Below are 26775 nucleotides of genomic sequence, written 5' to 3'. Positions count from 1 at the left end.
ACTACAAAACCGACCTTTGTAAGACTAGTCTCCTAAAGTGATGCATAACATCGTTAACTATTTGGTGAATACTACCATCATAGCTATTACTTCATCTCGTCTTCTACTCTAATCAGATCGCTATCTATGTTTAAAATTATTCAATCGCACCGCACCGAGCATTTAGTCGCAGAGCTACTGACAGACTATCAATCGAAAAATCAGCCTATTTTTGCTGAGTTTATCGTTATCGTGCCTTCCATGGTATTAGGCGACTGGCTCGATAAGTCTATTGCCAGCCAAGCAGGTATTAGTACCTTAGTGACCACGACTTTTTGGGGCCAGTATCAGTGGACATTGATGCAAAAGGTGTTAGCGCGTCATAATGAGTGTCTGCTCGCGCATAATCCTGAAGCGTCAATCTTAAATGTACCTGAAGTAGCAGTATTATCGCCAACGGTAATGCAGTGGCGCTTGTTTGGATATTTAACGTACTACCAAGAAACGATTGTCAAAGATGATAAGCATCCAGTGCACTCGCTGCTAGCGCCTTTAATCGATAAGCCGCAAGAGGGAAGCACGCCGGATAAAGCACAGCAAGACGTGCGTATCTGGCAGCTGGCGAGCGATTTGGCACGGGTGTTTAATCGCTACTTAACCCACCGTGAAGACTGGCTAGCACTTTGGTCGCATAACCGGCCACTTGCTGTTGATAAGCTAATAGCAGAAAAAGACGCTTTGTCACTACGCTTTGATAAGTATGCCCGCGGTACGCCGGATTGGCTAGTGACGCATTATGTGGAGCTAGAAGTCGCTCAGCGCTTTGTATGGTTACATCTATTTGCAGATGTCCATCAATATCGTGTCGCGCTTGAAAATGCCTTTTGGTCAGCTCTTGAGCATAATCAGGCGAATGAACGTGCTCAACTGCCTGCAGTGCTGCGTATTTTTACTATTCAGCAGTTGCCGCAAACTGAGCTAGACTTTTTGCAGCGCTTATCGAAATACATGAATGTCACACTGTTGCATTACAATCCCTCAAAGCTGTTTTGGGCGGATATCGTCGATAAGTCTTGGCTACAACGTCAGCAAATCATCAATCCTGAGAGTGTCTTTTTACGCGATTACGGTCATAGCTTGCTATCACGTTTGGGCAAGCAGTCGCGGGATACTTTTGCCATGCTCGCTAATTTATCAGGCAATGAGCAATATGAGGAAGAACTAGTAGAGTGGCACGATAATTTTGATACGAGCGATGAGGATTTCATCGAGCATGACTATATTAATGAGGACGGGATTGTTGAAGCAGATAGTGTACAAAATCGACCCAGTTTACTTAAGCGTTTGCAAAACGATGTGCTGATGCTCGATGAGCAAGCCACCCAACAAGCAACCGCGGCACAAGTATCGCAAGCAGTCAATGAGCAAATAGAGCTAAGTTTTGAGCAAAAGGTGCAATGGTTTGACGATGAGGCTTTAGAGAATAAACGCTTTGAGAAAGAGCGCTACTGGGATATGTCAGCCCAAGATAATAGCCTAAGCATTCATTCTTGCCATAACTTGCAGCGCCAACTTGAAGTACTACGTATCATGATTGGACGCTGGCTCAACGAGCCGATCAGACCCGATGAAAAAAAACGCCATATCTCAGAGATTGTGGTGCTCATGCCTGATGTTGAGCGGCATCATGAGTTGATCAGCTCTATTTTTGTCAGTGGCAAAGGGCAAGATGGTTTGACTCTACCTGCCAAAGTCACTGGGGTCGTCGATGCTGATATTCGCCAACTGTGGGAAGCTATTATAGGCTTTTATAAGCTACTTGGTAGCCATAGCGCTCGTTTTGAAGCCGCTGAGGTGCTTGATTGGCTAATGTTGCCACCTTTGTATGAAAGTTTTGGGCTCACGCATGAGCAGATGAGCCGCGGCTGTGATTTATTAGTAGAGGCAGGTTTTATCCGCGGCTTTGATGAGCAGCATCTTAAACAAACTTTAGATGCCAACGACTATGATTACCGTTTTAGCTTTGCGCACGCGTTAGACAGATTAGCGCTAGGACTAGTCATGCCAGAGGCGCGCGCGAGTGATTGTTTGTATCCACTCGCAGAGACAGACTGGTCGAGTACGGCGATGCCTGAGATGAGCTTGCCATTACCACAAGTGAGCTTGAGTGATGGGATGATCGTTGAGGCGCTTTGCCGCATTTACACGGGCTTAACTGAACGCCGCCATGACCATACCCAAAAGCTGAAGGCGGAAGAGTGGCTGAGTCAGATTGAGACGCAAGTCATTCATCGCTATTTTGGCGATGTTGATCAAACGCGTACTATGCGCGCTATCTATAACGCAATGAATGGTTTTAAATCTAGCCTACGGGCCAATCGTCATTATCGGCACTATGCTAGTGGTGATAATGACAATTATGAAGTAGAGCAAAAGCTGGCAGGCGTTGAGCAGTTACCGCTCAAATTGAGCTTTATGCTCGATAGTATCGAAGCTGAGCTGGAAAGTCAGCAAGTCAGTGCTGAGCCGACGGGAGTGATTACCTTTGGTCGTTTTGGTGCCTTAAGAAACGTACCCTTTGAGCTTGTCGTTATGCTTAATATGAATCTCTCTGAATTCCCGGATCGGGATCGTAATAATCGCTATGACCTGATGAAAACCACTATGGCTCGCCGCGGTGATAGAGTCAGCGAGGATGATGATAATGGTGCGTTTTTGGATGCATTGCTGTGCGCGCGCAGTGCCTGCTGGATATTTTATAACGGTCAAAGCCTGACCGATACTCATGAGCATCTACCTGCCAACCCCGTAAGTGAGCTGCTACAGTTTTTGCAAGGGGAGGTGCAGTGGCAAGTTGGCTCACTTGAGGCATTAAAGTCATTACCTAAGAATATTGATGCGACTACGGAGACTCTCAAGCGCTACCTACCCAAATTGATAAAACAGTGGCTAGTGACTGAGCATCCAGCCTTGCCTTTTCACGAGAGTCTGTTTGAATCGACGATTGAAGACGATGTAGTTTTTGCTACAAATCAGAGCGCAGTGACGAATGCTGCTGAGGATAACCTCGAAGCGCATGCACAAATTGATGCGAGCGACGAGCTAGACGCGCTGTTAAATAAAGCCATGCGCAAAACTAAGCTGGTACAAAAAAAGCAGTTTCCTCCCGCACCGCTTTGGCAAGCTGTGTTTCATACTTTAAAGGGGCGCGTGCCGAGCGAGCGGCTACAATTCGTAGGTTTACCTACAAAGTTGCAATATGAAGCTGTCGCTCAAGTACTGGGTCAGCGTTTCGGTCATCTTGGGCAAATAGATCAGCAAGCTTTGCAAGCATTGAATGAGATGTTAGCGCTCGATATAAGTACGAATGTACAGGATGCAAATAATGCAGCGGACATCACACATATACTCAGCCAAACCCTGTTTGATATTCATGAGATAGACGTAGAAGGGGTGTTGGCTTATCAAGTCCGTCATCCTGCAAAGGCCTTTTTGCGTACCCAAGAGGTACATGTGGTACAAGGTGAGCAAGCAAAGGCGCAGCAAGAGCCATTATTTTTGGACGGCTTAACCAACTATCAGATTACAGACTATCTGATTAATGCGCTCGCTACTAATGCTGATAACGCAAATACAGATACTCAGTCTAATGACCCTACTATGCTTGCTAGCCCTAACGATTCAACTTTAATGTACCAAAAGATCATGCCGGCAGGTATCGCAAGGCAAACCACATTAGTGAATGAGCAGAAAAAACTGCAGCAGCAGTGTCTGGAGTTTCAAGAGCAGCTACTTGCTAATAGCTTTGATGACGCTAATGAACTCAATAAAAAAGCAAAGGACAATGCAAAGGCTTCGCAGTTGCTGACGCCGACTACTGAGCATCCTGTACGTATAGATCTGGCCACAATTCTTAATCATACTAATGAAACACAAGATGGCCACAATGAGTCCCTGCTGTCTGTATTACCTAAGTTCATTAAATTAAAGGGCCTTGTGCCAGTAGAGGCTCATAGTAGTGATGCTCATCAGCACTCGAGCAGCGCGTATAGTGAGCGCTCCCCCAAGCAGTGGCTAAATATATTGCCGAATTCTGCTAGCCCCAAGCATTTACTCAAGTTTTGGTTGTCGCATCTGTATTGGCAAGTCGCGAAACGCACTACCAGCCAGCAAGTCACTTTAAATGATGGAGTGAGCATTTGGCGCTTTAATAAGTCTAGATCAGGAGTGAAGAAGTTTGAGAAGTCCATTGCCTTTAAGATCGCTCCTATCGTCTATGAAGATGCCCTACTCGAGCTGATAAAGTGGGCAATTTTTGCTCAGCTAGTCGGTCAAGTGCCTATTACGATATTGCCAGAGTACGCGCTAACTTATGTAGAGAAACAGCAAAAAGCGCAGGACAGCGATAATGGTAGCTATTGGCCCAAACGAGCAGATTTTTCAGACTGGTTAAGACCGAGCTTTCAGGCAGATATGATTTATGATACTTGTTCGCAGCACGCTATATGGCAATACGTCTTGCGTGATCAAGATACCTTTAAGGCTTTATCTATGGCCCTAACGACCATAGCGCAGCCTTTATATGAGCCAATGTTTGACGCTTTGCAAGGGCTAGACGGCTAGCCCCTTAGATGCTTATTTTGTAATCCATATTAAATTGATAATTATTTAAAGTGTACGCCTATATGACAGAGTTTACCGATATGACTGATATTACGGATATCGTTCAGCAGACGCTAATTACAGATACGCACCCACACGAAGCGCAACATTTATCTCAAAGCTTTGATACTTCTGATAAAGATAAGGCGGATAAGGCATCTGAAAAAGTACCGGCAGTTGAAGTTGAGCTCAGCGGTCAGCACCTCATTGAAGCCTCAGCGGGTACCGGTAAGACGTGGACGCTAACCGGTATCGTCCTGCGCTTGTTGATTGAGGCAAGACGAGCGCCTGAGCAGATAATCGCCACTACATTCACCCGTGCTGCTGCAGCTGAGATGCGTCAGCGTATCCATGAGCGTCTGGTCGAGTTTTATCAGTTATTGCAATGGGTAAATAGCCTAAGCGCTGACATTAATAATAAAGCGGCTCTGTATCCCGAGGTGTTACAAGTTACGCCAGAGAAAAAGTCCAATGCCGAGACTACTGTAGAGACTATTATAGAGACTGAGGAGTTCAACCAAGATCTAGACTATGACCAACAACGTAAGCAAAAAAGCACTCAGGAAAAGCGCATACAAGCTAAAGAGGAGCGTGATACTTGGCTAATACAGCAAGCTAACTTTGCGCGCTTAGAGAGCTTGATGCAGGACCCTGTTAATTTGCACTTAGTTGGCTATCTACTAGATCATGTCTACAGTTATCCGATGACCGAGGCTATTCGGCGTACGGCACTGGTGCTCACGACGCTTGATAATCTGTTTGTGGGTACGCTTGATAGCTTAGCGCAGAAGTGGCTGACAGAATATAGTAGTGAGACCGGTCATCAGCAAGGCATGAGCATCATTGAAGACAGTAGTATCGAGCAAGTCACTGACAGCATCATTCATGATGAGCTGCGCCAGTTTCAAAGTCGGCTCTATCATGAGCAGCCGAAACTCTATGCGTTACTAGATCAACAAGGCAAACTTACGGCTACTAATGATCATAAAAGCTATGTCACGCGTTCGCTTAACTTTATCTCAGCGCCTATTGATGAGGTGGAACTAGATCAAGATTTTGACTTTAGTGCGTACGAGAAGATGCTTTATGAATTTGCTCAATTAGATTTAACAGATATTCAACCTTATTTAAATTTCGACTATAGGAAGTCACAAGGGTTTCGTGGTAACTCTATCTTGATCAATCATTTTGATGCCTTAGTTGATGTACATCATAAAATAGCAGAACACCAGCTAGCCTTTACTAGCTATTTAAATGAGCGTGAAAACAAAATTCTAACTTCGTTACAGGACTCTAGATATCCCAATGAAGAAGGTAAGATTAAAAATTTCAATAAAGACAGAGAAAAGGAACATCAGACTCTTTTTGAGTTAGACACAATAGTCAAGTTAATGGCTATTTTAGATAGGGTCGAAAAATTAGACCAACATATCATTTTATTGTTAGCCAACCTAAACCGTCATATTATTCTTGCGGTTCGAGAGAGACTGCCGGTCATTTTAGAAGAGCGCGGCGAGACGACTTTTAGCTTGCAGATGGTACGTCTCAATCAAGCTTTAACAGGCCCACAAGGGCCAAAGCTGGCGCGTTATATCCGCCATCATTATCCGATTGCGCTTATCGATGAGTCGCAAGACATCAATGGCGAGCAAGCTTTGATGATTGAAAGTATTTATTTAACCGATAAAAAAAGCACTGCTCCCGATGATAAGCAATCAAGCGCTAAGAAAGTGAGTCATGAGTTTTTGCTGTTAGTTGGTGATCCCAAGCAAGCGATTTACGGCTTTCGCGGTGGTGACGTCGCCAACTACAACTATATGAAAGCTCAGTTTGATAAGCAAAGCTTTTGGACGCTCGATGTCAATCGCCGCTCAAACGCCGGCGTCATCCAAGCGCTTAATTGCTGGTTTGGTATGGCGACGCCTAGCACTAGTGATAATAAGCTATCGCAGCTAGGTACAGGGATTTATTATCAGCACATCAAGGCAGCAAAACCAGATAGCCAGTTGTCTTGGTTTAATATAGCGTCTCAAACCAATGACTTAGTGAAGGAGGCGCTCTCAGCCCAGCCGGTGAGCTTATTGCACTTACCGTATGACAAGGAGCTAGAGTACGATGAGCATGAGATTACCGCGCGTCATATTGCAACCTTACTAAAGAGTCAGCAGACCTTAAAAGGTAACCCCATTCAACCAAGCGATATCGGTGTGCTGGCACGTACCAAAAAGGATCTCAAGCAGGTTGAAGATGAGCTGGTGAAGCTAAACGTACCTACGCTAACGACTAGTGATGTCAGTATCTTTGAGACTATTATGGCAGAAGATGTGGCAGCACTGCTAAGCGTTATGCTCTACCCTTATCGTCATGACATGATCAACCGGGTGCTGACAAGTCATCTGTATGGCTTAAATATCAAGGCTGTGAGAGCTATGATGACAGATCATGAGTCAGAGGCTATTGGAGGCAGTAATCACGCGCGCAAACAGAGCTATCAAGACTTTATTGCTTATATAAAAGAAGGCGCTCAGCGTTGGCAACACTTTGGTATCTTGTCAGCGCTACATTATCTATTAGATAAAAACCCGGTGCAGTCACAAGGCGTTTGGCAATCGCTAGCGAGTCATCCAGAAGGCGATCGTCACATCATGGACTTGCGTCATGTGTTGGATGTTATGGCGCAGTACGGTAGCGGCATGGGCGAACATGAGCTGTTAGCGTGGTTTAGACAAAACATCGATGCTGCCCCTAGTAGCGATTGGGCAAAGCAGTATCCGCTCCCTACTGAGTCTGGGGTGCAGCTTATGACCATTCATAAGTCGAAGGGTCTTGAGTTTCCGATTGTCTATGTCTTGGGTATGGGCGACGCTAGTAGGAAGTCGGGTCATAAAGAAGACTATGGGCTGTACTTATATAATAGTCAAAACGACAACAACCAGCACTCTTCTACAGAGTCGATAGCTCAGGAAACGACTGGCAATCAGCGCCGCTTTTCACCTATTCAAGGCTCATCTACAAAAGAAGACTATTATACTGATATTGAGACACAAGAGGGTTTTGACGAGCTGCGCCGGCTAGGTTATGTGGCTTTTACTCGCGCTAGTGAACAGCTTTATGTGGTACTAAAAGACGCGCACAGTAATACGAATGCTGGCTTGAGACCAATCTGCTATTGGTTCGACGTACCTGCCAAAAACATTGAGTTACCTGATAGGCTCAAAGACACGATAGGGATGCTCAGAGCGCATAATGTCAATAAATACCATGAAGAGCATCAGGCTAAACACATCAGCCTAAATGATAACTTGACTGCTGCCACCATCAAACTGACAACAGAGACAATTGAATACGCACCGTTCTTAGAGGTTATGAGTAAGCGTTATTTTTATGGCTGGGCGAAGACCAGTTTTACCGCTTTAGCGCGTCAGCTTGATGAATCAACGCAGATCATGGCGGTAGTGGATGAGCGCATCGACGATGCCATAGACATTGATTTGAGCAGTGCTGCAGACACCATACGCTCTACAGTAGCCCTTACTGATGCTGAAACGCTTTATAGTGAGCTAAGCGTCAAAGAGGAAGAGGATATTCGTTTTAGCTTTGTCAAAGGCGCTAATGCAGGTACATTTTTACATGAAATATTTGAAAAAATTGACTTTAATAATAAATCCCAGTGGTCTCAAGTCATCGATCGCGCGGTGAGTAGCTATCAGTTGCCACTGATCTATAGTAGCGCTGAGCAGCAACAGCGTTTACTGCAAGCCAATAAAAAGCAGAGTAGTCCATTAGCCGATTCGGACGCTATAGTGGATAGCCAGCATAAAGCGTTGATTGGCTGGATCGATGAAGTGCTACAGACGCCGCTATTAGCTTCTAATCAACCTTTGCAGTCGCTTGATACCGCACAGCGCTTTGCTGAGCTGGAGTTCAATATGGGCTTATCAGAACACTTTAGAGCAGAGGATATTACTAGTCTGTTTGCACAGCACTTACCAAACGCGCCGGACAAGCACGTGACTTTAGTGGCGCAAAATAAAGCGCACTTATATCGCTATCTACGCGGCGAAATTGACTTGGTTTACGAGCACGCTGGCAAGTACTACGTAGTCGATTATAAGAGTAATTATTTAGGAAATAGCCTAAGCAATTATGATGAAAACACTCTTAAACAAGCCATGTCAAAAGCAGGGTATTGGCTACAAGCGGCCATTTATCAGGTCGCATTACATCGATTCTTAAGCATGAGAGTCAATGACTATGCCGGTAATGAAGATAAGTATCTCGGCGCTGTTGAGTATGTATTCCTGCGCGGGGTCTATAACGCAGATACACAAGCAGAGAATAATGATCTGCAGAATATGAAAAATACTGACGATAGCTCTACAGTTAAAAATAAGCGCTATGGATTAGTCACGTGGGATATACCGATCGATTTTATTAAAGCTTTAGATACCTTGTTTGGTTTACCAGATTAATGGGTTAGGACCAAGAATCGATAGCCTATATGCTGACCAGATAACTTTCGATAATTATAGAGACAGACATATTATGAGTAATAATAACAGTAGGGTAGCCCTTAGCTTGCAAGAAAGTTGGGCCAGTAACCTTAGTGACTATCTTTTACTACGCCGTCAGCAGACGCAATCAGCTTATAAAGCGCCTGACAACAAGACAAATAGCAATGACGGCCAAGTAGATAAGCCGCAAGATACAGCGTTATTTAGCGCTTTGCTTATTATGCTGACGACGCATTTAGAACAGGGGCATACGGTATTAACGATAGAAGAAGCTAAGGATGAAGTGCCAGTGCAAGGATATATTGGCGGTGAGTCAATAGCTCTCTATGCTTGGCAGGTGCAGCTGCTAGAGATGTTAGCTGCACCACTTTTAGCATTAGTAGAGACACAAAACGATCATTCAATAGACAGTGAGGATGCTACGGAATCTTCTTTTTTTCGCTTACTAAGTATCATATTTAACCAGAGATATCAGTTATGGTCACAGTCAGTACTGACCAATTATGAAAGAGAGCTTCTCACAAAGCGTTTCGATGCCATCACTGCATTATACCAGCGCTTAAAAAACACCGATTTAGAAGCTTTTATTGACTCAATAAGTGACTATGACTTGTTCAGCAACGTTCAGCACATGAGTGAAGATAATAAAAATAGCCTAAGCAAAAATAATAAACCTATTATTTACCAAACTAAAGAAGAAAAAAGTAAATTGATCGTTTTATGGTTACATCGAACTTGGCAAGCAGAGTTTAGCTTAGCAAAACGTATCCATACTATTATGAATCAACAGATAACGCCCCTAACAATAGCGATACCCGGAAGTTTGGAGGATCAGCAGATAGCAGCGATTAATGTAGCTAACCATAACGCGTTTAGTATTATCACCGGTGGCCCCGGCACAGGTAAGACTTATACCGTGGCACAGCTAGTCATTGCGCTACAACACACTGCCCAGGGTAGGGAAGGTGAGAATGCTGCTATTAAATTTAGCACCGATAGCGCCAGCCTAGCGCTAGCTGCACCAACGGGTAAAGCCGCACAGCGTATGCAGGAATCTTTACAAGCGGCTTTGGATGCAGCTAACGTAGATATGCAGTTAGAAGAAGCCAAAACCATTCATCGGCTGTTAGGTATTGGGCGAACGGGCAGACCACGCTATGATGCCGATAATCCTCTTGGCGAAGATATTATTATTGTTGATGAAGCTTCAATGTTAGGGGTGGAGTTAGCAAATTATCTCGTTAGTGCGGTAAAAAAAGGCGCAAGACTTATCTTACTAGGGGATGCAAACCAGCTTGCTGCCGTAGATGCTGGAGCTGTGTTGGCAGACTTGTGCCGCACACCATGCCTGCAACCTATAAACATCGAGCTCACTGAGAGTCGTAGGTTCAGTAAGGATTCAGGCATTGGTAGGCTTGCACAACTCATCAATAACTCAAATACAGATACTCAAGCGATTTGGCAACTGTTAGAACAGGATCAGGCACTCAGTTTTTCGAGTATAAATACACAATCTACGGAAATAATTGCAGATAATCAAATAATAAATAGCCTAAGCAGTGAAAAAATATTTAAAAGAATAACCCTAAATTACCAAAAGTACGTGAACAATATACATGTTCTATTAAAACATCCAATAGAAAAATCCATGCCAACCGTTGTTAAAGAGACTATCACATCTTTAATGCAGACCTTTAACCAGTTTAGAATCCTCACTGCTGGTCATAATGGAGAGTGGGGTGATCACTATATCAATAATTACCTCACCCAGTGGCATCTCACTGAATTAAAGCTACCCCTAGGTCAAAACACCTGGTTTCATGGTCGGCCAGTCATGGTGCTGCAAAATAATTATGAGCTTGGATTGTTCAACGGTGATATTGGTTTTTGCTTACAGACAAGTGATGATAGCAGACAGTTAGAAGTATTTTTTGAAAATAAAACTCAGGGCATAGCGGTCAATTTACTAAATGAAGAACTCGTTGCGACCGCTTATGCGATGACCATTCACAAATCACAAGGCTCTGAGTTTGATCACGTGGCAATTAGCTTTGATAGTAGCCACTCTAGGTTGCTGAGCAAAGAGCTTATCTATACGGCAGTGACTCGCGCAAAAAAACAGGTCACGATATATAGCACTAAACCTGCTTTTGAGAAGGCGGTTCAAACACCGACGCAGCGTTATACTGGCTTGGCATTGCAGTTTGATGGGCTATAAATGAAAAAAGCACTCAATAGAGTGCTTTTTTATGCCAAAAATGCAAGTATTATACTTTATCTTCTTTAATAGCATAGATCCCTGGCAGATGACGCAAGTAACCATGAAAGTCCATACCGCAGCCATAGACATAACGATCATCAACATCGATACCGACAAAATCCACATCGAAATCAGCGACTTTGCGATCATGCATTTTATTCAACAGTACGCAAGAATCGATAGAAGCGGGGTTCTCTTTCCCTAATTCTTCAACGATAGCTTTTAGTGTGATGCCTTCATCAAAAATATCATCAATGAGAAGTACATGCTCACCTTCGATACTGACATCAGGTTTGAACTTCCAATCAAGATCGTTTGTCCCTTCATTGTCACGATAGCGCGTGGCATGAATATAGTGCATGCGATGATAAAAGGTTAGATGAGTCAGTAGCTGTCCTGCTGGGATAAGACCACCATTCATCACTACCATAACGATAGGGTTGAGGCCTGCGTAATGCAGATTCAGCTGGGCGGCAAGTCGCTCATACGCGGCAGCCACTTCAATACTGCTAATGAGGCACTCTGAATTACGCAGAGTTTGTTCAATCTCTTGATTGCTGATTTGAGTCATAGTAGGGTGCGCCTTTGATAAAAGTGCCACATATTTTAGCAAGTTTTAGCGAATTTACCTAATCGCAAACCGCGATTAAACTAATATTAATTAATCTGCTTTTTCTACAATAAAAGGACGATAGTAATCAGCCAAACGGTTCAATGAGCTCATGGGTAAGTCGGGTAGCAGTTTATTGAGTGCCATGCTCATACCTTTATCAATAGCGGCTTTGGCAACCGGTACAGATTTGCGTTTAATTATACCTAGCTTAAGGGTTTCGGCATAACGAGTGATAAAATGAGTAAGCGTGTCTTCGTTCATCGTCTCCAATGCTAATTTAAATTTACTCATGTCAACATCATCAGCAGTCACTGAAGCAAAGCCTTCTGTGATTTTTTTAGCACTATCCTCAGAGAGCTTAAAGCCGACCCGGCTCACCCCTTCATTATCCGTAAACGTCGCTCGATCGCGTAGAAAATGGAAGCTTGGCAATACATCTTCGTTATTCTCTTTATTTAATAAGATGTTAAGTAGCGTATCAGCTGAGCGCTCAATAGTGCCAACGATTTTGCGCATAGAAGCCTGACGCTCAGGATTAGGGATAATCTCTACTAAGCCTACCAGCAAATTATCAATCAAATCTCTAGCGGTTTGATGGGTTAGTGCGTCGCGGTGTTTGTAGTACTCAACGTGCTCATCCGATGCCTCTGCTTGCGCCGCCTCCTCTATTAATTGTTTGAGTTTTTCTGAGGGTGGAAATCCGAAATAGTGTGCCATGTCTTTTCCTTGAATTTTATTAAATAAGTATTCTAAATCAAATATAAGAGTATACGTAAAAAACTAGTGACGTTGCATTCGTTTATCAGCTGCAATCATCTGTTATCCCTAGCTTTGAGATAATAAGTTTTTATTTAACGGTAGTTTTTGGTAAATAAACCTTTACTGCGGTTAATTTTATAGATTGTAATTGACCACTGCAACGATATAGGGCGATACTACAACAATTGTAGACTACCAGTTAAAATCACTCATAAATGATTAGTGCTTTTACAAAAGTCTATAATTGCTAAAGGCAGCCTTCTAGGCTGATGTAAGGAGAGTAAGTATGCAAGGAGGAATGCAATGAATAGTGCTGTTGTACTGCTTATCAGCATCGGTTTGATGCTATGTGGTTATCTTTTTTATTCAAAATTCATAGCTAATAAAATTTTAGGGTTAGACAATAGTCTTCCCACGCCAGCCCATACCATGAAAGACGGTGTGGACTATGTTCCGACTAATAAATACGTATTATGGGGTCATCATTTCACTTCAGTCGCAGGTGCCGCACCGATCATTGGTCCGGCTATTGCAGTGATTTGGGGCTGGGTGCCAGCTGTGCTTTGGGTGGTTTTTGGGACGATATTCATGGCAGGTGTCCATGATATGTCTGCCATTTGGGCGAGTATGCGTAACCGTGGTCAGTCTATCGGCTCAATTGCCGGGACGGTGATGGGTACGCGCGTGCGCAGCTTAATGATGGTGGTGATTTTCTTATTACTACTGATGGTCAATGCTGTGTTCGGTGTGGCTATCGCCAATATGCTAATCAAAACACCATCCGCGGTATTGCCGGTGTGGGGCGCGTTGGTGGTCGCCTTTATTATCGGGCAGTGTATCTACCGCTACAATATGAGTCTCATCTGGGTCTCTATCATCGGCGTAGTGGCACTTTATGGGCTGATTTATCTAGGGCCTATGTTCCCAGTGGTGTTGCCTGAAACCTTCATGGGATTACCTGATAATGCCGTTTGGATTATCATATTATTCTCTTATGCTGCCGTAGCGTCATTATTGCCAGTATGGATGTTATTGCAGCCTCGCGATTATATCAACGGCTTGCAACTGTTCGTCGGCCTAATATTATTATATGCCGCTATCTTCATCTCAACGCCCGATATTGTCGCGCCTGCGATCAACAGCGACTTACCGATGAGCGCGCCTTCTATCGTACCTTTGCTATTTGTGACTATTGCTTGTGGGGCGATATCAGGTTTTCATGGCTTAGTCGCCACAGGTACGACATCTAAGCAGATCGATAAAGAGGAGGACGCTCGGTTTGTAGGTTATTTTGGTGCATTAGGTGAAGGTATGCTTGCGCTTGGTGCTATATTAGCGGCGACCGCAGGTTTTGCAACTTTAGGTGATTGGCAGGCGATTTATCAAAACTTTGGTGACGGCTCTATCGGTGCTTTTATTGATGGTGGTGCTACTATTTTAAGTAATGGCGTTGGTATTGATTTGGTGCTATCGCAGACGATGCTTACGGTAATGGCAGCTCTGTTTGCAGGAACGACTATGGATACTGGCGTACGTCTACAGCGTTATATCTTCCAAGAGTTTGGCGAATTTTATAACTTGCCAGCACTAAATAAAGGCTGGGTGGCAACCTTATTAGCAGTCGGAACCTGTCTATTATTAGCGTTTGGCGCAGGCGGTATCGATGGTGCAGGTGGTATGATTATCTGGCCACTATTCGGAACGACTAATCAGCTCATGGCAGCCTTAACGCTGATGATTGTGACGGTTATTTTATTACGTAAAGGTAAACCAGTCTGGTACACCTTAGCGCCACTATGCTTCTTATTAGTGATGACGCTGTTTGCCTTATTGATTCAGCTAAAAACCTTTTATGACGATAGCAACTGGCTATTAATTGCGATGGATTTGATTATCTTAATTGCTTCGGTATTAGTCACCTTTGAGAGCTTCTCAGTATTGCGCCGAGAATGGGGCGAACATAAAGGTAAGAAGAATATCTAGCAAGTATTCTATAAATAAGTTAGATGCTAAATGAAATAAAGCGCTGGCAATTGCTGGCGTTTTTTTATTGAACAAACATAAGGTATAGTGGGATAAAGAATACGCCCCATTATACTAGATACCGTGAGAGTCAACACTAGGATAAGATATGAAAAGTAATGAGCAATATGAGCCAAAAATTAACTTGTCATGGTGGCAGCGATTTTCCGCAGGACTCAATGAGTTTTATCATGCGCCTTATAGGCAAACGATGGCTCGCGCTGCTCGTGATGAAGAGGATTTTTTTATGCTGATGATGTTTGCTGAGAGTCTCGGTATTGATAATCCTGCCAACTTTTATACCTTAGAGCTACAACCGCTATTTTTGGAGAACTTCCATGAATGGCATACCCGTATGGGCATGGAGAGATGCCCGTTCGATCATGTCGGTTGCTGTTAGATCTAAGGATTTATTTATTATAAATAACCACAAAACGAGTCAATCAGACCCTAGATAGTGATTGAGTATAGAGAAAAGCAGAGAAAAACATGGCGACACAGTCTATAGAAAACACATCGTTAAACACTTTAGTCGTTCAATTATCACAGCAGCCGATTATATTTGTTGGCGGCAAAGGTGGGGTGGGAAAAACCACTACAGCGGCTGCACTTGCCAGCCGTTTTGCTAGCCAACACAAAAAAACGCTCATTATTTCGACGGATCCTGCGCATAGCTTAGGCGATGTGTTAAATACCAAGCTTGATAATAAAAAAACAGCAATTAGCCAGTATCTCGATGCTCTTGAGCTCAATCCTGATGTCATCGTAGATGCCCATTTCGCGCAAGTGGAGCGCACTATTACGGCCTATGCCAATCCTGATATGATGCCAAAAATTCGCGAGCATCTGCGACTATCGAAGTCAGCCCCTGGCGCAGCCGAGGCGGCAATGCTAGAGTCTATGTGCCAGCATTTAGTCTCTGCAGCCGTGGAGGGCTATGAGCATATTATCTTTGACACTGCACCAACTGGGCACACGCTGCGACTATTAGTATTGCCTGAGATGATGGGCGCGTGGACAGATGGCTTGTTGGCACAGCAGCGACGACAGGCCAAACTGCGCTCAGTGGCTACGCGCTTAGATAAAAAAAGCAGTGGTGATACTTCAAAAAACGTCGCAAATCCTTTTGAGAAACATAAACCCGATCGCTGGGAGCAAGCAGTTTCGGTATTGGAAAAGCGCAAAGCTCTATTTCGGCAAGCGGCAGAGCTTTTACACGACTATAAAAAAACCGCTATCGTCTTAGTGATGACAGCGGATATTTTGCCATTAGTTGAAACCAAACGTGCTATTGAACAGTTAGAAAGTGCCAAGCTTAAACCCTCGGCAATCGTAGTCAATCAGTTGATTCACCCCAAGCAAAAAGACACGTTTTGGCAGCAGCGCGCTGATAGACAACAGCAGATTATGAGCGATATCGAAACCGCCTTTAAGTGCTATCCGCTATCTGAAATATATCTACAGCAGACTGATATACGAGGGTTTGAGGCTTTAAGTAAGCTGTTGAAATAACAAACATCAAGTTATTTCTTTTTATTTTACAGCTTGCTCGCCAGCGACCAAGTCGTATCCATACGTAGGCTTTGTGCTTGTTCTGCCTTACCACTGTTTAATGAAGACCACTGCGGTTTGCCGCGTGCTTTTTTGAGCTCGCTTGGTAGTTTGTGAGGCGGCCAAAGAGTGACGGCCTTATCATCTTCTAGACTATCGTCTTCGTTGCTCGCAGATATCTGCCCATCACTGACCCTCTCATTTTGATAGAGCAATTGCGTGGCGTCTGTTGCCGCATGCCCGCGATGACGCAAAGCGGTTAATAAGTCAGTGGCGCGCGTGGCTAGCAAGGTCAAAGTCGCGGGATCTATATATAAGCGTTTAACACCCGTAATCTTATCAGCGATGCTACTAGTGTTAGATAGCAGCCCACCGCCAATAGCGCCTAGCGCAGCGCCTAACCCTAAAGTGGTTCCTAGTGCTGCGGCATCAATACCTAATCCTAGTAGCGCACCTGCCGCCGCACCAGAAGTGGTGCGAATACCGTAGTTTTTTAATAACTCTGGATCGAAAGGATCTTGCTGATAAGCCTGCAACTGCAGGGGGGTAGAGGCTACCGCATTATCATAAAACTTATACAGGTTAAGAAGCTGATGCTGCATAGTGCGTTCAGTTTGCCTGACCGCTTCTTGCATATCTTGTAGCACTGGCATGGGATCATCGTCTTCACTGATCTCACGCACAAAGGCGGCCACATTTAATAAAAAGTCCGCGATGATGATTTTTGCATCATCTTGTAGTTGTGCCCAATCCTCGGTACGGCGCTGCACCAGCTGCTCAAGCATCTCAGAGTGCGTTAGCATCGTGGCCAGATTTTGCCACAATCGCATCTCATCCTCAAACTCAAAGGCTACAGAATCAAAACGCGTCGAGATGTGTAGATTACGCCGTGCCAGCATCGTCTGCCACTCATCGATGTTAGTGTTTTGGCTATCGGTAAAGTTAAACACTGGCATCACAGGTATCGCCGCCCACGAGAGAATTGCTAGCTCATCTTTATATTTACCTAATACCGGCTCACGCGCATCGACGACATATACTGCCATATCACTTGCCAGTAATTGGCGAATCACTTTGGCTTCTTGACTATAGTCCTCAGCACCTTGAGCGCCAGTTGCGATATCTGCTGCCAAAAACTGCTGCAAGCGCTCGATACCATCACGGCGGCTAGCGGTATTATCTTCAAGCCAATCCATCAGGCCTGAGGCATCCTCTAGCCCAGGCGTATCATAGAGAGTAACTAAGACTTCACCCGTCTGGCTATCGGTTAATTGCGCGCGCTCGACATGCCGCGTCGTCGCTGCTTCGTTTTTGACTTCACCGAAATAAACGTCACGTAGCAAAGTGCGCAAAATTGACGTCTTACCCGTATTGGTATGACCAACAACCGCTAGTTTTAACGGCTCACCAGTAGCGAGCGTCTTTTTAGTATTAGGGTTGCTAGTAGGAGTATTAGCAGGGTCTTGATCCGACTTAGTGATATTTGGAGTGGCATCTGAAATAGTATTAGCTTCACTAATATTAACCTCAGGGACAACCGCAGGAGTAAAATCGTCTTTTAAAGCTTTGTCAGCAAACAGTCCGGCGGGCCTTTCGTTATTTTTACTATCGGTATTATTATTCATGATGTGATCTTATTTGCAGGTTATCAAAATAGGGTTTACTAATGACTTTTGATTAGTGATTAACGACCAAGCCGATTTGTCGCTCAGCTAACGCCGTTTGCCATTGCTGGTAGCGCACATTGTTATTCGTGTCTTTAGAATCCTGAGTATTTGTAACAGTATTGGTATCGATGTCGGCCTTATCGTTATCTAGCAATTGTACGATTAGACCATGCTTGGCATGAGTAGCAATTTGATCCAGTTTACGCAGAGTGCCGCGATCAGGTAGTGCTTTATTATGAATCCCTAATAGCACTTGTACAGCATGAGTATCTAGATACTGATGCAAACGCGCCATATCGTCACGATCATCGATGATACCAAAGTTCTCAACTGCTTCATTGGCTTCAATGGCCGTGCCAGCCAGCCACCACTGCTGATGCTCGCTAGGATATTCGAGTAGGGCAACGATTTTATTAGCCGAGCTTACCTTAGCTTTTGGCGCAATAGGAGCGGGTGCTTCTTGAAAATCATCAGCATCAATGATTTGACGCTGCCAAAAGTGAATAATTTTTTGGTAATATGGCAATTTGATATCCAAGCGCATTTTTTTGCGGCGAAACATTAGTGCACAAAAACTCCACGCAATCGCACGCGGTACGATGCCATACATCAATAAGCTACCGACTAGCAAGCTTGCCCATTGTCTAGCTACCGACAAAGGCAGCGCATCAGTGACCAAGCGGCTCTGAATAATAGCCGCACTATCAGGAACATTAAATCCTACTAGACTTGGCAACCAGCCCAGCGCCTGGGTCAAACCAATCAAGGCATTATCGGATAGTAGCGTGGATTCCCAACTAAAGCTGTACTGACGCACTACTAATAAAAATATAATCGCCAGTAGCATACCAGTCAAAGTGGCTAGCCATAACTGATGGCTGAATTTGCCGAGATACCAGCGCATCCCGCTATGTTCAAGCTGCTGCTCATAAAGACTAACCGCCGCTTGAGTGACATCATCTTTACCACGAATCAAATAGCTCGGACTGACCAAACTGGCAAACCAATTGGCCGATTGCTTACCTCGGTTAATAAAAGTAAAGACTAGCCAGCCAACCAGCATTAGCGTATGAAACCCTAATAAGCAGACTAGCACATAAAAGAAGTTGACGACGTTGGCCTGCAATAAGGTAAATAACCCCAAAAATCCTGAGACACACCAAACCACACTCATAATGACCATGATGCTCTTTATACGAGCGTCTATTTTACCTAAGACCTTTGCCAGCACTCCATTACTATCGATGCGTTTCGCACGGCGATGCAGCTTTTGTTTCGGCGAGCCTTCTTCATTTTGCAGCTTTTCGGTCACCAGTAGCGGATCTGTGGCAAATACATGATTGTTGGTCTCAAGGTTTCGTACTAGCTCAGTCAGTTGGTCTTGCGGGGATAGCATAAGCGATAAGATCCAAGTCAAAAAATGATAAGTAAAAGCGGTAATTGCAGATTATTGTAGCGTATATCGAATCTAGATAGCTGCTATTATTGTTTATAGCGAAAGAATAGCTAAAGAGTTGTCAGTTGAAAATCTATCTTATAAGAAGTGCTATCACAAAAAAAGGACTCTATGATGACCACTAAAACTTATCTCATCATCGGCGGCACAGGCGGTATCGGTAAAGCTATGGTAGAGCAATTAGTCGCCAAAGCAGCCAAAAATACAGTAAAAACTGGCATCCAGGTCTTTGCCACTTATCATAATAGCGTACCTGAGATTGAGGTCGATAAGTTGCATTGGCTGAAGATGGACATCTGTGACGAGGCTAGTATTAAGCAGAGTATTGAGGCCATCAAGGAGCATAGCAGTCATATCGACTGGGTCATTAATTGTGTGGGTCTGCTACATACCGAACATAATCAACCAGAAAAAGCGCTGCGGCAGATGGAGACTGAATTTTTTCTAAAAAATATGCAAGTCAATGCGCTCGCCAGCATGCTTATTGCCAAACACATCAAGCCGCTACTCAAAAACGCGTCAAGAAGTGGCGATAATCCTGCGATATTTGCGACGATATCAGCCAGAGTCGGAAGTATCAGTGATAATGCGCTTGGCGGCTGGTACAGTTACCGCATGAGTAAAGCGGCGCTGAATATGGGCATGAAAAATTTGAGTATTGAATGGGCGCGCTCTTTGAAAGAGGTCTGCGTGGTGGTTATGCAGCCTGGTACTGTGAATACACAGTTATCGGCACCTTTTCAAACAAACGTCGCTAAGGGCCATCTATTCTCGCCAGCTTATAGTGCAGAATCCTTATTAGAAGTGCTAGCGAATATGAGTAGCGATCAAACCGGTAGTTTTGTCGATTGGGCAGGGGAGTCTATATCATGGTAGGCGGTTTTGAGTGTCGCTTAACATAATGTTTAGATAGTCAGTTAAAAAAAGGGCGCCCTGTATATAAGGCGCCCTTGCTATTGAAAAGCTCTCTTTTATACCAACCTATTAATTGATCATCAATAAGTCCATAAACTCAGGCACTGGCGTTTGCTCTAGCTTTGCTTGATTATCGCATAGCTCAATAATCTGTTGGCAACGACTCTCAATAAAACGAGTCGCTAGATTGGCGCGAAATTTTGCTTCCAGAATAGGGATACCTTCAGCGCGGCGTCGCTTATGACCGATAGGGTACTCAACGGCGACCTTATCGGTGCTAGTGCCGTCTTTAAAGAAAATCTGAATGGCATTAGCAATCGAGCGCTTACTAGGATCGTGATAGTCTTTAGTATAGCCAGCATCCTCTTCAACCACCATCTTAGCGCGTAGGCCATCGATCAAGATATGATGCTGCTCATGGTAGTCATCTTCGTAATTCTCCGCCATTAAATCGCCTGTAAGCAGTGGCACTGCTACCATATATTGTAGACAGTGATCGCGATCAGCAGGATTAGCGAGCATGCCTTCTTTAGAGATAATACGAATAGCCGATTCATGGGTGGTAAGGACGATTTTTTTGATGTCATCAATCCTATCATCGACGCGCGGATGTAGAATAACCGCCGCCTCACAAGCCGTCTGCGCATGAAACTCCGCAGGAAAGCTTAACTTAAATAAGATGTTTTCCATCACATAACTGCCAAACTCACGCTGGAAGGTGAATTTACGCTCATCCTCAGGTTTAGTTGCTAAGTCCTTATTGGTATGACTAAACAGCACATCATAAAAGCCCCATTGCTTCGCTGACAGCGCGCCAGGAATACCCATCTCACCGCGGCGTGTGATGTCGACCAAACGTACCGCGCGACTAGTCGCATCCCCAGCCGCCCAAGATTTACGACTGCCAGCATTGGGAGCATGCCGATACGTGCGTAGCGCTTGCCCATCGACTAATGCTTGTGATATCGCCGCCATAATACGTTCTCGAGGTAAGTTATAAAGCTTAGCAACGACAGCGGTTGAGGCTAATTTGACTAAGAACACATGATCAAGGCCAACACGATTGAACGAATTATCTAGTGCCAGCACGCCTTGAATCTCATGCGCCATAATCATCGCCTCAAGCACCCCACGCATAGTCAAAGGCTTAAGATTGCGGCTAATATTCTGCTGACTGATGTAATCGGCTACCGCAAGAATACCGCCTAAGTTATCTGACGGGTGACCCCATTCAGCGGCTAGCCAAGTATCATTATAATCTAGCCAGCGCACCATACAGCCAATATCAAAAGCGGCTTTAATCGGATCTAGCCGATGCGAGGTACCAGGGACTCGCGCGCCATTGGGCGTCAGCTGACCTTCACAATCAGGACCTAAATGCTTGGTACATTCAGGAAAGCGCAGTGCGAGTAATCCGCAGCCGAGCGTATCCATCAGACAGTGACGCGCGGTATTCCACGCGTCATCACTATTTTTAGAATCCTTATCTATCGAGTAATTGAGCACATAGTCAGCAATTTTTTGAATTTCATTGTCATATTTGGGACGGACGTTGCTTTCAACCGTAGCATTTTGATTATCTGATTTAGACATCATCGTCTCCTCTTCCTTGAGTGAGTTGTTTTTCTGCTTGCTAGTCGACTTACTAATGGTGAATTTTATAAATAATAACTCTCAAAAATAAGTCATACCTCAAAGTAGCATAAGCAAAAGCCAATATCCAAACTGTATTATGTTAAGAATTAAAACCTTTTTACTTAATAAATTTTAGATCATCAAATACAGCAACCCTAAGATAAACAGTGCAACCAATATAAATAGCAAACCGCTTAAAATCTTCGAAGTTGTATTAGTAGTTGTATTACTAACTTTTTTGACCTTGGTTTTTTTGGCCACACTTAGCACCATCTTCACGTGCTCGATATTATCTTCAAGGTAATAATCGCCTTCTGGCACAAACCCTAATGACTGATAAAAGCTGAGCAAATAAGTCTGAGCGGAGATGATAATTGGACGCTTTTTACCGTATTTTTTGCGGCAATGGGTGATGGCTTGAGTCATTATCTGCCGCGCTAGCCCCTGGCCTCGATACGCTGATAATACTAGTACGCGTCCGATAGCAGACATAGCCGTATTGAGGTGTTCATCGTCAGTAAGGTTAGATCTGAGGGTGTTATACTCTGGTGGAATAATACGGCAGTAGCCAACGAGAGCTTCGTTCTGATGTGCGACCAGATGTAAGCAGTCAAAATCTAGCTCATCCATATCTTGATAAGCGCAGTTTTGCTCTACCACAAATACTTGCGAGCGTGCTTTTAAAATATGATAGATATCCACTGAGGTTAATTCATCAAAGGTTTTTATAGCAAACATGGCGGTCATAATTAAGCTACTTATACAAAAAGTTATTGAATGGTAAGAATAGAGTTAAATCAAACATTGCAGATGATAATTAAAATGACAGTGTTTAAATAAAATCGCATTATAGCGATATAAAGCTTTATCGACCATCCAGATTTTAAGTATCAGCTGTATGATTAATCGTCTGACTGATTTTGTCCAAATTCAGACTATCAGACATAGCGCTAAAGATTTCATAATACTTACCGCCTTTATCATAGAGCGCTTCATGCGTGCCAGTCTCGATCACTTGACCGTTTTCAATAACGACTAAATCATCAGCGTCGATAATCTGCGCGATATTATGCGAGACCATAATAACGGTACGATCTTGCTTGATTAGATCTAAGCTTTTTTTGACCTGTTGACTGGCGATAGCATCAAGACTAGCAGTCGGCTCATCTAAGAATACAATTGGTGGATCTTTTAAAAACATACGAGCTAGGGCAATGCGCTGCTGTTGACCACCTGATAACGATTTGGCCGTACTCTCATAACCATCCGCTAGTTGCATCACTTGCTCATGAATAGAAGCCTTTTTTGCTGCGACTATGATGTCATCTAGCGTCGCATTCATATTGCCATAGCGAATGTTTTCGCTGATAGTGCCTGAGAAGATGTGATTACTTTGTAATACCAGACCGATATTTTGGCGTAAGTCATGAGTATCGCAATCTTTTAAGTCATGTCCATCTAAGCAGATCATACCTGTATCTGGTTCATAAAATTTGACTAATAAATTGATAATCGTACTCTTGCCTGCGCCACTTAGCCCCACAAGCGCGGTAATACGATTAGGGCGAATCTCAAAACTGACGTCTTTTAATGCTTGAGTACCATTGGGATAAGTGAAATCAACATTTTTTAGCTCGATATGACCTTTTAGATTTTTGCTACTGATGCCATCGATATTTTCAACTTGTTTGTCATCTTCTAATATCTCAAAAAACCCTTCCGCATAAGTTAAAGCATTATTGATCTGATCGTAGATACGGTGCAGCTGACGGATAGGGGCGGCGACGTTTTGAAATAGCATGACATGGAACAAAATCATGCCAATAGTCATCTGACCCTGCAAGACAAAGTAGGAGGTTAGCAAAATGATCACCACTACACCGATTTGTTCGATAAAAGTCTTTACCGCATCATAGATAAAGCCAATACTACGAATACGTAGCTGATTATCAGTCATCTCTTTTTGAATTTTTAGATGCTTCTGTGCTTCAATAGGCTCGCGAACGAAGGATTTGACCACGCTAATCGAGTTAATAAGAGAGATCACCAACCCGCTTTTAGCCTCTCGAAAGCTGCGCATCTGCCGCCGAAAGCCTTGTAGGCGCCGGGCTTGTTTTTGGCTGATAAAAAAGTAAATAGGTATGATAATCAGACCAACGAGGCCAATCCAAAAATTGGTGGAGAACATAATTATCAAGGAAACAATGGCGCTGGCAAACAGCGGCAGCATATCGATAAAGAAATTTTGTACCAGACTCGTTAGGCTACTGACGCCATAGTCGATACGAGTTTGCAATTTACCGCTGTCGTTCTCGCTACTGGTATAAAACGCCATACGATAAGTGAGAATACGCTCAATAATCTTTTGCGATAGATCCCGTGAGAGATTGATACGTATCTTCTCACCATAGAAGCGCTGACCAAACGAGATAAATATCGATAGTATTTCTTTGGTCAGTAGCACCGCGCTAATGATGATGAGCATACGCACGCCCGCTTCCCAAGGCTCGGCAAGCGTAGCAATCTCGGTTAAGGTATCGACGGCATAACGCAGTACAAAAGCATTGACCTGCGCGGTAAAGGAGCCAAGCACCGTCAAAATTAAGGTGGCTATTATGAGTAATTTATAAGGTGCGGCGAAGACAGCAAGCTTTTTTAAAATATTCCAAAGCAGCGCGCGCCGCTCAGTCTTTTTGACTGGCGGCTTTTTATCGAACGGGGATTTGCTGAGATTAGGAGTGGTAGTCATTGTAGTAGGGTAAAGTAATCAATCTCAAAAATCTATATGCATAGGCTCACTCGTATATAATTTATCTATCTTTCGTAAGGCGCGCCTATTTAAAATTTTTTGCTTAAAACGCATCCTCAGGCACAAACACTTCGCCTTCCATAATACGACGAGCAGAGCGGCTCATCGAGACTTTTTTAGCTTGCCAGCGCCCATCGACTTGTTCCGTTTTGCCGCCAACTAACAGCGTACCTGAAGGATGACCAAATCTAACTTCACTAAGACTACCACCGCCAGCCGCCGCGTTGACCAACGTCCCTTGCGTCGTTGCCGCTGCGGCAATAGCAACGGCAGCCGTACCCATCATCGCATGGTGCAATTGCCCCATACTCATAGCGCGCACTACTAGATCAATATCAGCAGATTTTACTTCTTTACCACTAGAGGCGGTATAGTTTTGCGCTGGAGCCACCCACGCAATTTTGGGAATATGTTGACTGCTTTGCGCCTCACTCTCATCTTTAAATAGTCCCATCGCCACACCGCCACGGGCACGGATTTTTTCTAGTTTAGCCAGTAGCTCACTGTTACTATTAATATGGTCCTGCAACTCCGTTCCCGTAAAGCCCAAGTCATCGCTTTTCATAAATATCGTTGGAATACCGGCGTTAATAAAGGTCGCTTTTACGCTGTCTTTATCGAGGCCACATCCAGAGACATCAAAATCATCAACGAGATTGTTAGTCGGGAACATATCGCTAGAAGAGTCTACAGGATCGATAAATTCAATTTTGACCTCAGCGGCAGGGAAGGTGACGCCATCAAGCTCAAAGTCACCCGTTTCTTGTACTTGCACCGCTCCTTGCTCGTCTTTGTAAACCGGTACATGCGCAATAATCGTTTTGCTAATATTCTCTTGCCAAATATGCACTTCGCAGATGCCAGACTCACTACTAGCTGCTACTTTTTCGGCGTCAACGATACCCATATTAATCGCACAAGCGCCAACGGCAGCGGTTAAATTACCGCAGTTACCTGCCCAATCAATCATGGGCTTAGCGATATTGACTTGTCCAAATAAGTAGTTTACATCGTGGTCTAGCATTTCAGTAGGCGATAAAATTACCGTCTTTGAGGTGCTAGAGCTACCATTTCCTAGGCCATCGATTTGCTTACCATAAGGGTCAGGACTACCGATAACGCGCAATAAAAAATTATCACGCGCCGCACCTGCTACTTGGCAACGTTCTGGTAGGTCGGATAATTTAAAAAAGGTGCCTTTTGAGGTACCGCCGCGCATGTAGATGGCGGGGACGGATATTTGCGGGGCGAAAGTGGGTTGGGTCATGGATTTCATTCCTTTAAGTCTTATTATAGTGTGAATAGTTAATATTTTTTGTTTGTGGTAAAATACCACAAAGGTAAGTGTTATTAAATAAGGAGGGCATTATGTCCACTGCAAGTATACGACTTAATAAGTCACTGGTTGACAAAGCTCACGCTATTGCAAAAGCACAACACCGGACACCACCGAAGCAGATTGAGCACTGGGCAACTATCGGTCAAATTATGGAAGATAATCCTGATTTATCCTATGAGTTTGTTCGTCAGTTATTAATTGCACAAGCTGAGGTTGACGCGGGTATGACTGAGCCTTATGAATTTGGATAGTTTAATCTGGAAAAACTATGACTCAATCTCTACGTGTTATTCAGTCTCATGGGTTCAAAAAATCAGTCAAAAAGCTACATAAGAATCAAAAATCAGACCTTGATAAGGCTGTGCACGCAATCGTTGACAAGCCACATATAGGAACACTTAAAGCAGGTGACCTTTCGTCTGTGCGCGTCCACAAATTTAAAATGGCAAAACAGTTAACGTTATTAGCTTATCAGATAGATGATGGTCAGCTCGTTCTTACGCTGCTTATGCTAGGAACACATGAGAACTTTTATCGTGATGTTAAGTTGATGCTTTAGAGCTAACTTTAACAGTCCGATATTGCTAAAACTTA

The 26775-nt window shown here is 43.9% G+C and carries 17 protein-coding genes; 9 read left to right on the top strand and 8 right to left on the bottom strand.

Translation table 11 applies throughout. The features are described from left to right. The first annotated feature begins 126 nt into the window (after window positions 1-126). From ACTXGJ_RS01520 to recD, 3 genes are all read left to right on the top strand, one after another. Window positions 127-4602 carry an exodeoxyribonuclease V subunit gamma gene (locus ACTXGJ_RS01520; RefSeq protein WP_439240721.1) on the top strand — a complete coding sequence of 1492 codons (4476 nt, stop codon included), beginning with the start codon at window positions 127-129 and terminating at the stop codon, window positions 4600-4602. A 62-nt stretch (window positions 4603-4664) separates the two neighbouring features. Then, a complete protein-coding gene (locus ACTXGJ_RS01515) occupies window positions 4665-9113 on the top strand; it encodes a UvrD-helicase domain-containing protein (RefSeq protein ID WP_439240723.1) in 4449 nt (1482 codons plus the stop codon). A gap of 73 nt (window positions 9114-9186) precedes the next feature. Next, entirely contained in the window at window positions 9187-11373 is a 2187-nt protein-coding gene (gene recD / locus ACTXGJ_RS01510) for an exodeoxyribonuclease V subunit alpha (RefSeq protein WP_439240725.1), read from the top strand. A gap of 49 nt (window positions 11374-11422) precedes the next feature. On the opposite strand, the gene ACTXGJ_RS01505 is transcribed toward recD, so the two are convergent. Together ACTXGJ_RS01505 and ACTXGJ_RS01500 are read right to left on the bottom strand one after the other, a co-directional pair. Then, window positions 11423-11986: a hypoxanthine-guanine phosphoribosyltransferase gene (locus ACTXGJ_RS01505; RefSeq protein WP_439240727.1), complete on the bottom strand. Its 564-nt coding sequence runs from the start codon at window positions 11984-11986 to the stop codon at window positions 11423-11425. A 90-nt stretch (window positions 11987-12076) separates the two neighbouring features. Continuing rightward, window positions 12077-12745: a hypothetical protein gene (locus tag ACTXGJ_RS01500; protein ID WP_439240729.1), complete on the bottom strand. Its 669-nt coding sequence runs from the start codon at window positions 12743-12745 to the stop codon at window positions 12077-12079. 345 nt (window positions 12746-13090) lie between these two features. Here ACTXGJ_RS01500 and ACTXGJ_RS01495 point away from each other — a divergent pair, with 345 nt between their 5' ends. The 3 genes from ACTXGJ_RS01495 (at window position 13091) to ACTXGJ_RS01485 (ending at window position 16321) form a co-directional block, all read left to right on the top strand. After that, window positions 13091-14770, top strand: a complete 1680-nt coding sequence (locus ACTXGJ_RS01495) for a carbon starvation CstA family protein (RefSeq protein WP_439240731.1) — start codon at window positions 13091-13093, stop codon at window positions 14768-14770. Window positions 14771-14918: 148 nt separating this feature from the next. Next, a complete protein-coding gene (locus ACTXGJ_RS01490) occupies window positions 14919-15209 on the top strand; it encodes a cory-CC-star protein (RefSeq protein WP_439240732.1) in 291 nt (96 codons plus the stop codon). A gap of 89 nt (window positions 15210-15298) precedes the next feature. Then, entirely contained in the window at window positions 15299-16321 is a 1023-nt protein-coding gene (locus ACTXGJ_RS01485; protein ID WP_439240734.1) for an ArsA family ATPase, read from the top strand. A 26-nt stretch (window positions 16322-16347) separates the two neighbouring features. Here ACTXGJ_RS01485 and ACTXGJ_RS01480 read toward each other — a convergent pair whose 3' ends face one another. Further along, window positions 16348-17985: a DUF3482 domain-containing protein gene (locus ACTXGJ_RS01480; RefSeq protein ID WP_439240736.1), complete on the bottom strand. Its 1638-nt coding sequence runs from the start codon at window positions 17983-17985 to the stop codon at window positions 16348-16350. Between the two features lie 52 nt (window positions 17986-18037). Next, window positions 18038-19423 (bottom strand): DUF2868 domain-containing protein, encoded by a 1386-nt coding sequence (locus ACTXGJ_RS01475; RefSeq protein WP_439240738.1) that lies wholly within the window; start codon window positions 19421-19423, stop codon window positions 18038-18040. Window positions 19424-19594: 171 nt separating this feature from the next. Between ACTXGJ_RS01475 and ACTXGJ_RS01470 the strand changes: the two genes are divergently transcribed. Then, the gene (locus tag ACTXGJ_RS01470; RefSeq protein WP_439257386.1) at window positions 19595-20359 is read left to right on the top strand and encodes an SDR family oxidoreductase; all 765 of its coding nucleotides are present in this window, start codon (window positions 19595-19597) and stop codon (window positions 20357-20359) included. Between the two features lie 108 nt (window positions 20360-20467). Here the strand turns inward: ACTXGJ_RS01470 and ACTXGJ_RS01465 are convergent, their stop codons facing one another. From ACTXGJ_RS01465 to prpF, 4 genes are all read right to left on the bottom strand, one after another. Next, window positions 20468-21994 carry a bifunctional 2-methylcitrate dehydratase/aconitate hydratase gene (locus ACTXGJ_RS01465; RefSeq protein ID WP_439257384.1) on the bottom strand — a complete coding sequence of 509 codons (1527 nt, stop codon included), beginning with the start codon at window positions 21992-21994 and terminating at the stop codon, window positions 20468-20470. Window positions 21995-22165: 171 nt separating this feature from the next. Then, window positions 22166-22780: a GNAT family N-acetyltransferase gene (locus ACTXGJ_RS01460; protein ID WP_439240744.1), complete on the bottom strand. Its 615-nt coding sequence runs from the start codon at window positions 22778-22780 to the stop codon at window positions 22166-22168. A gap of 136 nt (window positions 22781-22916) precedes the next feature. Further along, the gene (locus ACTXGJ_RS01455) at window positions 22917-24782 is read right to left on the bottom strand and encodes an ABC transporter ATP-binding protein (protein WP_439240746.1); all 1866 of its coding nucleotides are present in this window, start codon (window positions 24780-24782) and stop codon (window positions 22917-22919) included. Between the two features lie 103 nt (window positions 24783-24885). Beyond that, window positions 24886-26109 carry a 2-methylaconitate cis-trans isomerase PrpF gene (prpF, locus tag ACTXGJ_RS01450; RefSeq protein ID WP_439240748.1) on the bottom strand — a complete coding sequence of 408 codons (1224 nt, stop codon included), beginning with the start codon at window positions 26107-26109 and terminating at the stop codon, window positions 24886-24888. Window positions 26110-26210: 101 nt separating this feature from the next. On the opposite strand from prpF, the gene ACTXGJ_RS01445 reads away from it, so the two are divergent. Continuing rightward, window positions 26211-26432: a TA system antitoxin ParD family protein gene (locus tag ACTXGJ_RS01445; RefSeq protein ID WP_058368813.1), complete on the top strand. Its 222-nt coding sequence runs from the start codon at window positions 26211-26213 to the stop codon at window positions 26430-26432. A 17-nt stretch (window positions 26433-26449) separates the two neighbouring features. Beyond that, complete coding sequence (locus ACTXGJ_RS01440) at window positions 26450-26740, top strand: type II toxin-antitoxin system RelE/ParE family toxin (protein WP_439240751.1); 291 nt, start codon at window positions 26450-26452, stop codon at window positions 26738-26740. Window positions 26741-26775: the final 35 nt, after the last annotated feature.

It is taken from the genome of Psychrobacter sp. 1Y11, assembly GCF_052259045.1.
Classification (GTDB): domain Bacteria; phylum Pseudomonadota; class Gammaproteobacteria; order Pseudomonadales; family Moraxellaceae; genus Psychrobacter.
The sequence above is the reverse complement of the archived record's forward strand: the minus strand, read 5'-3'. Positions and strand labels throughout refer to the sequence as shown.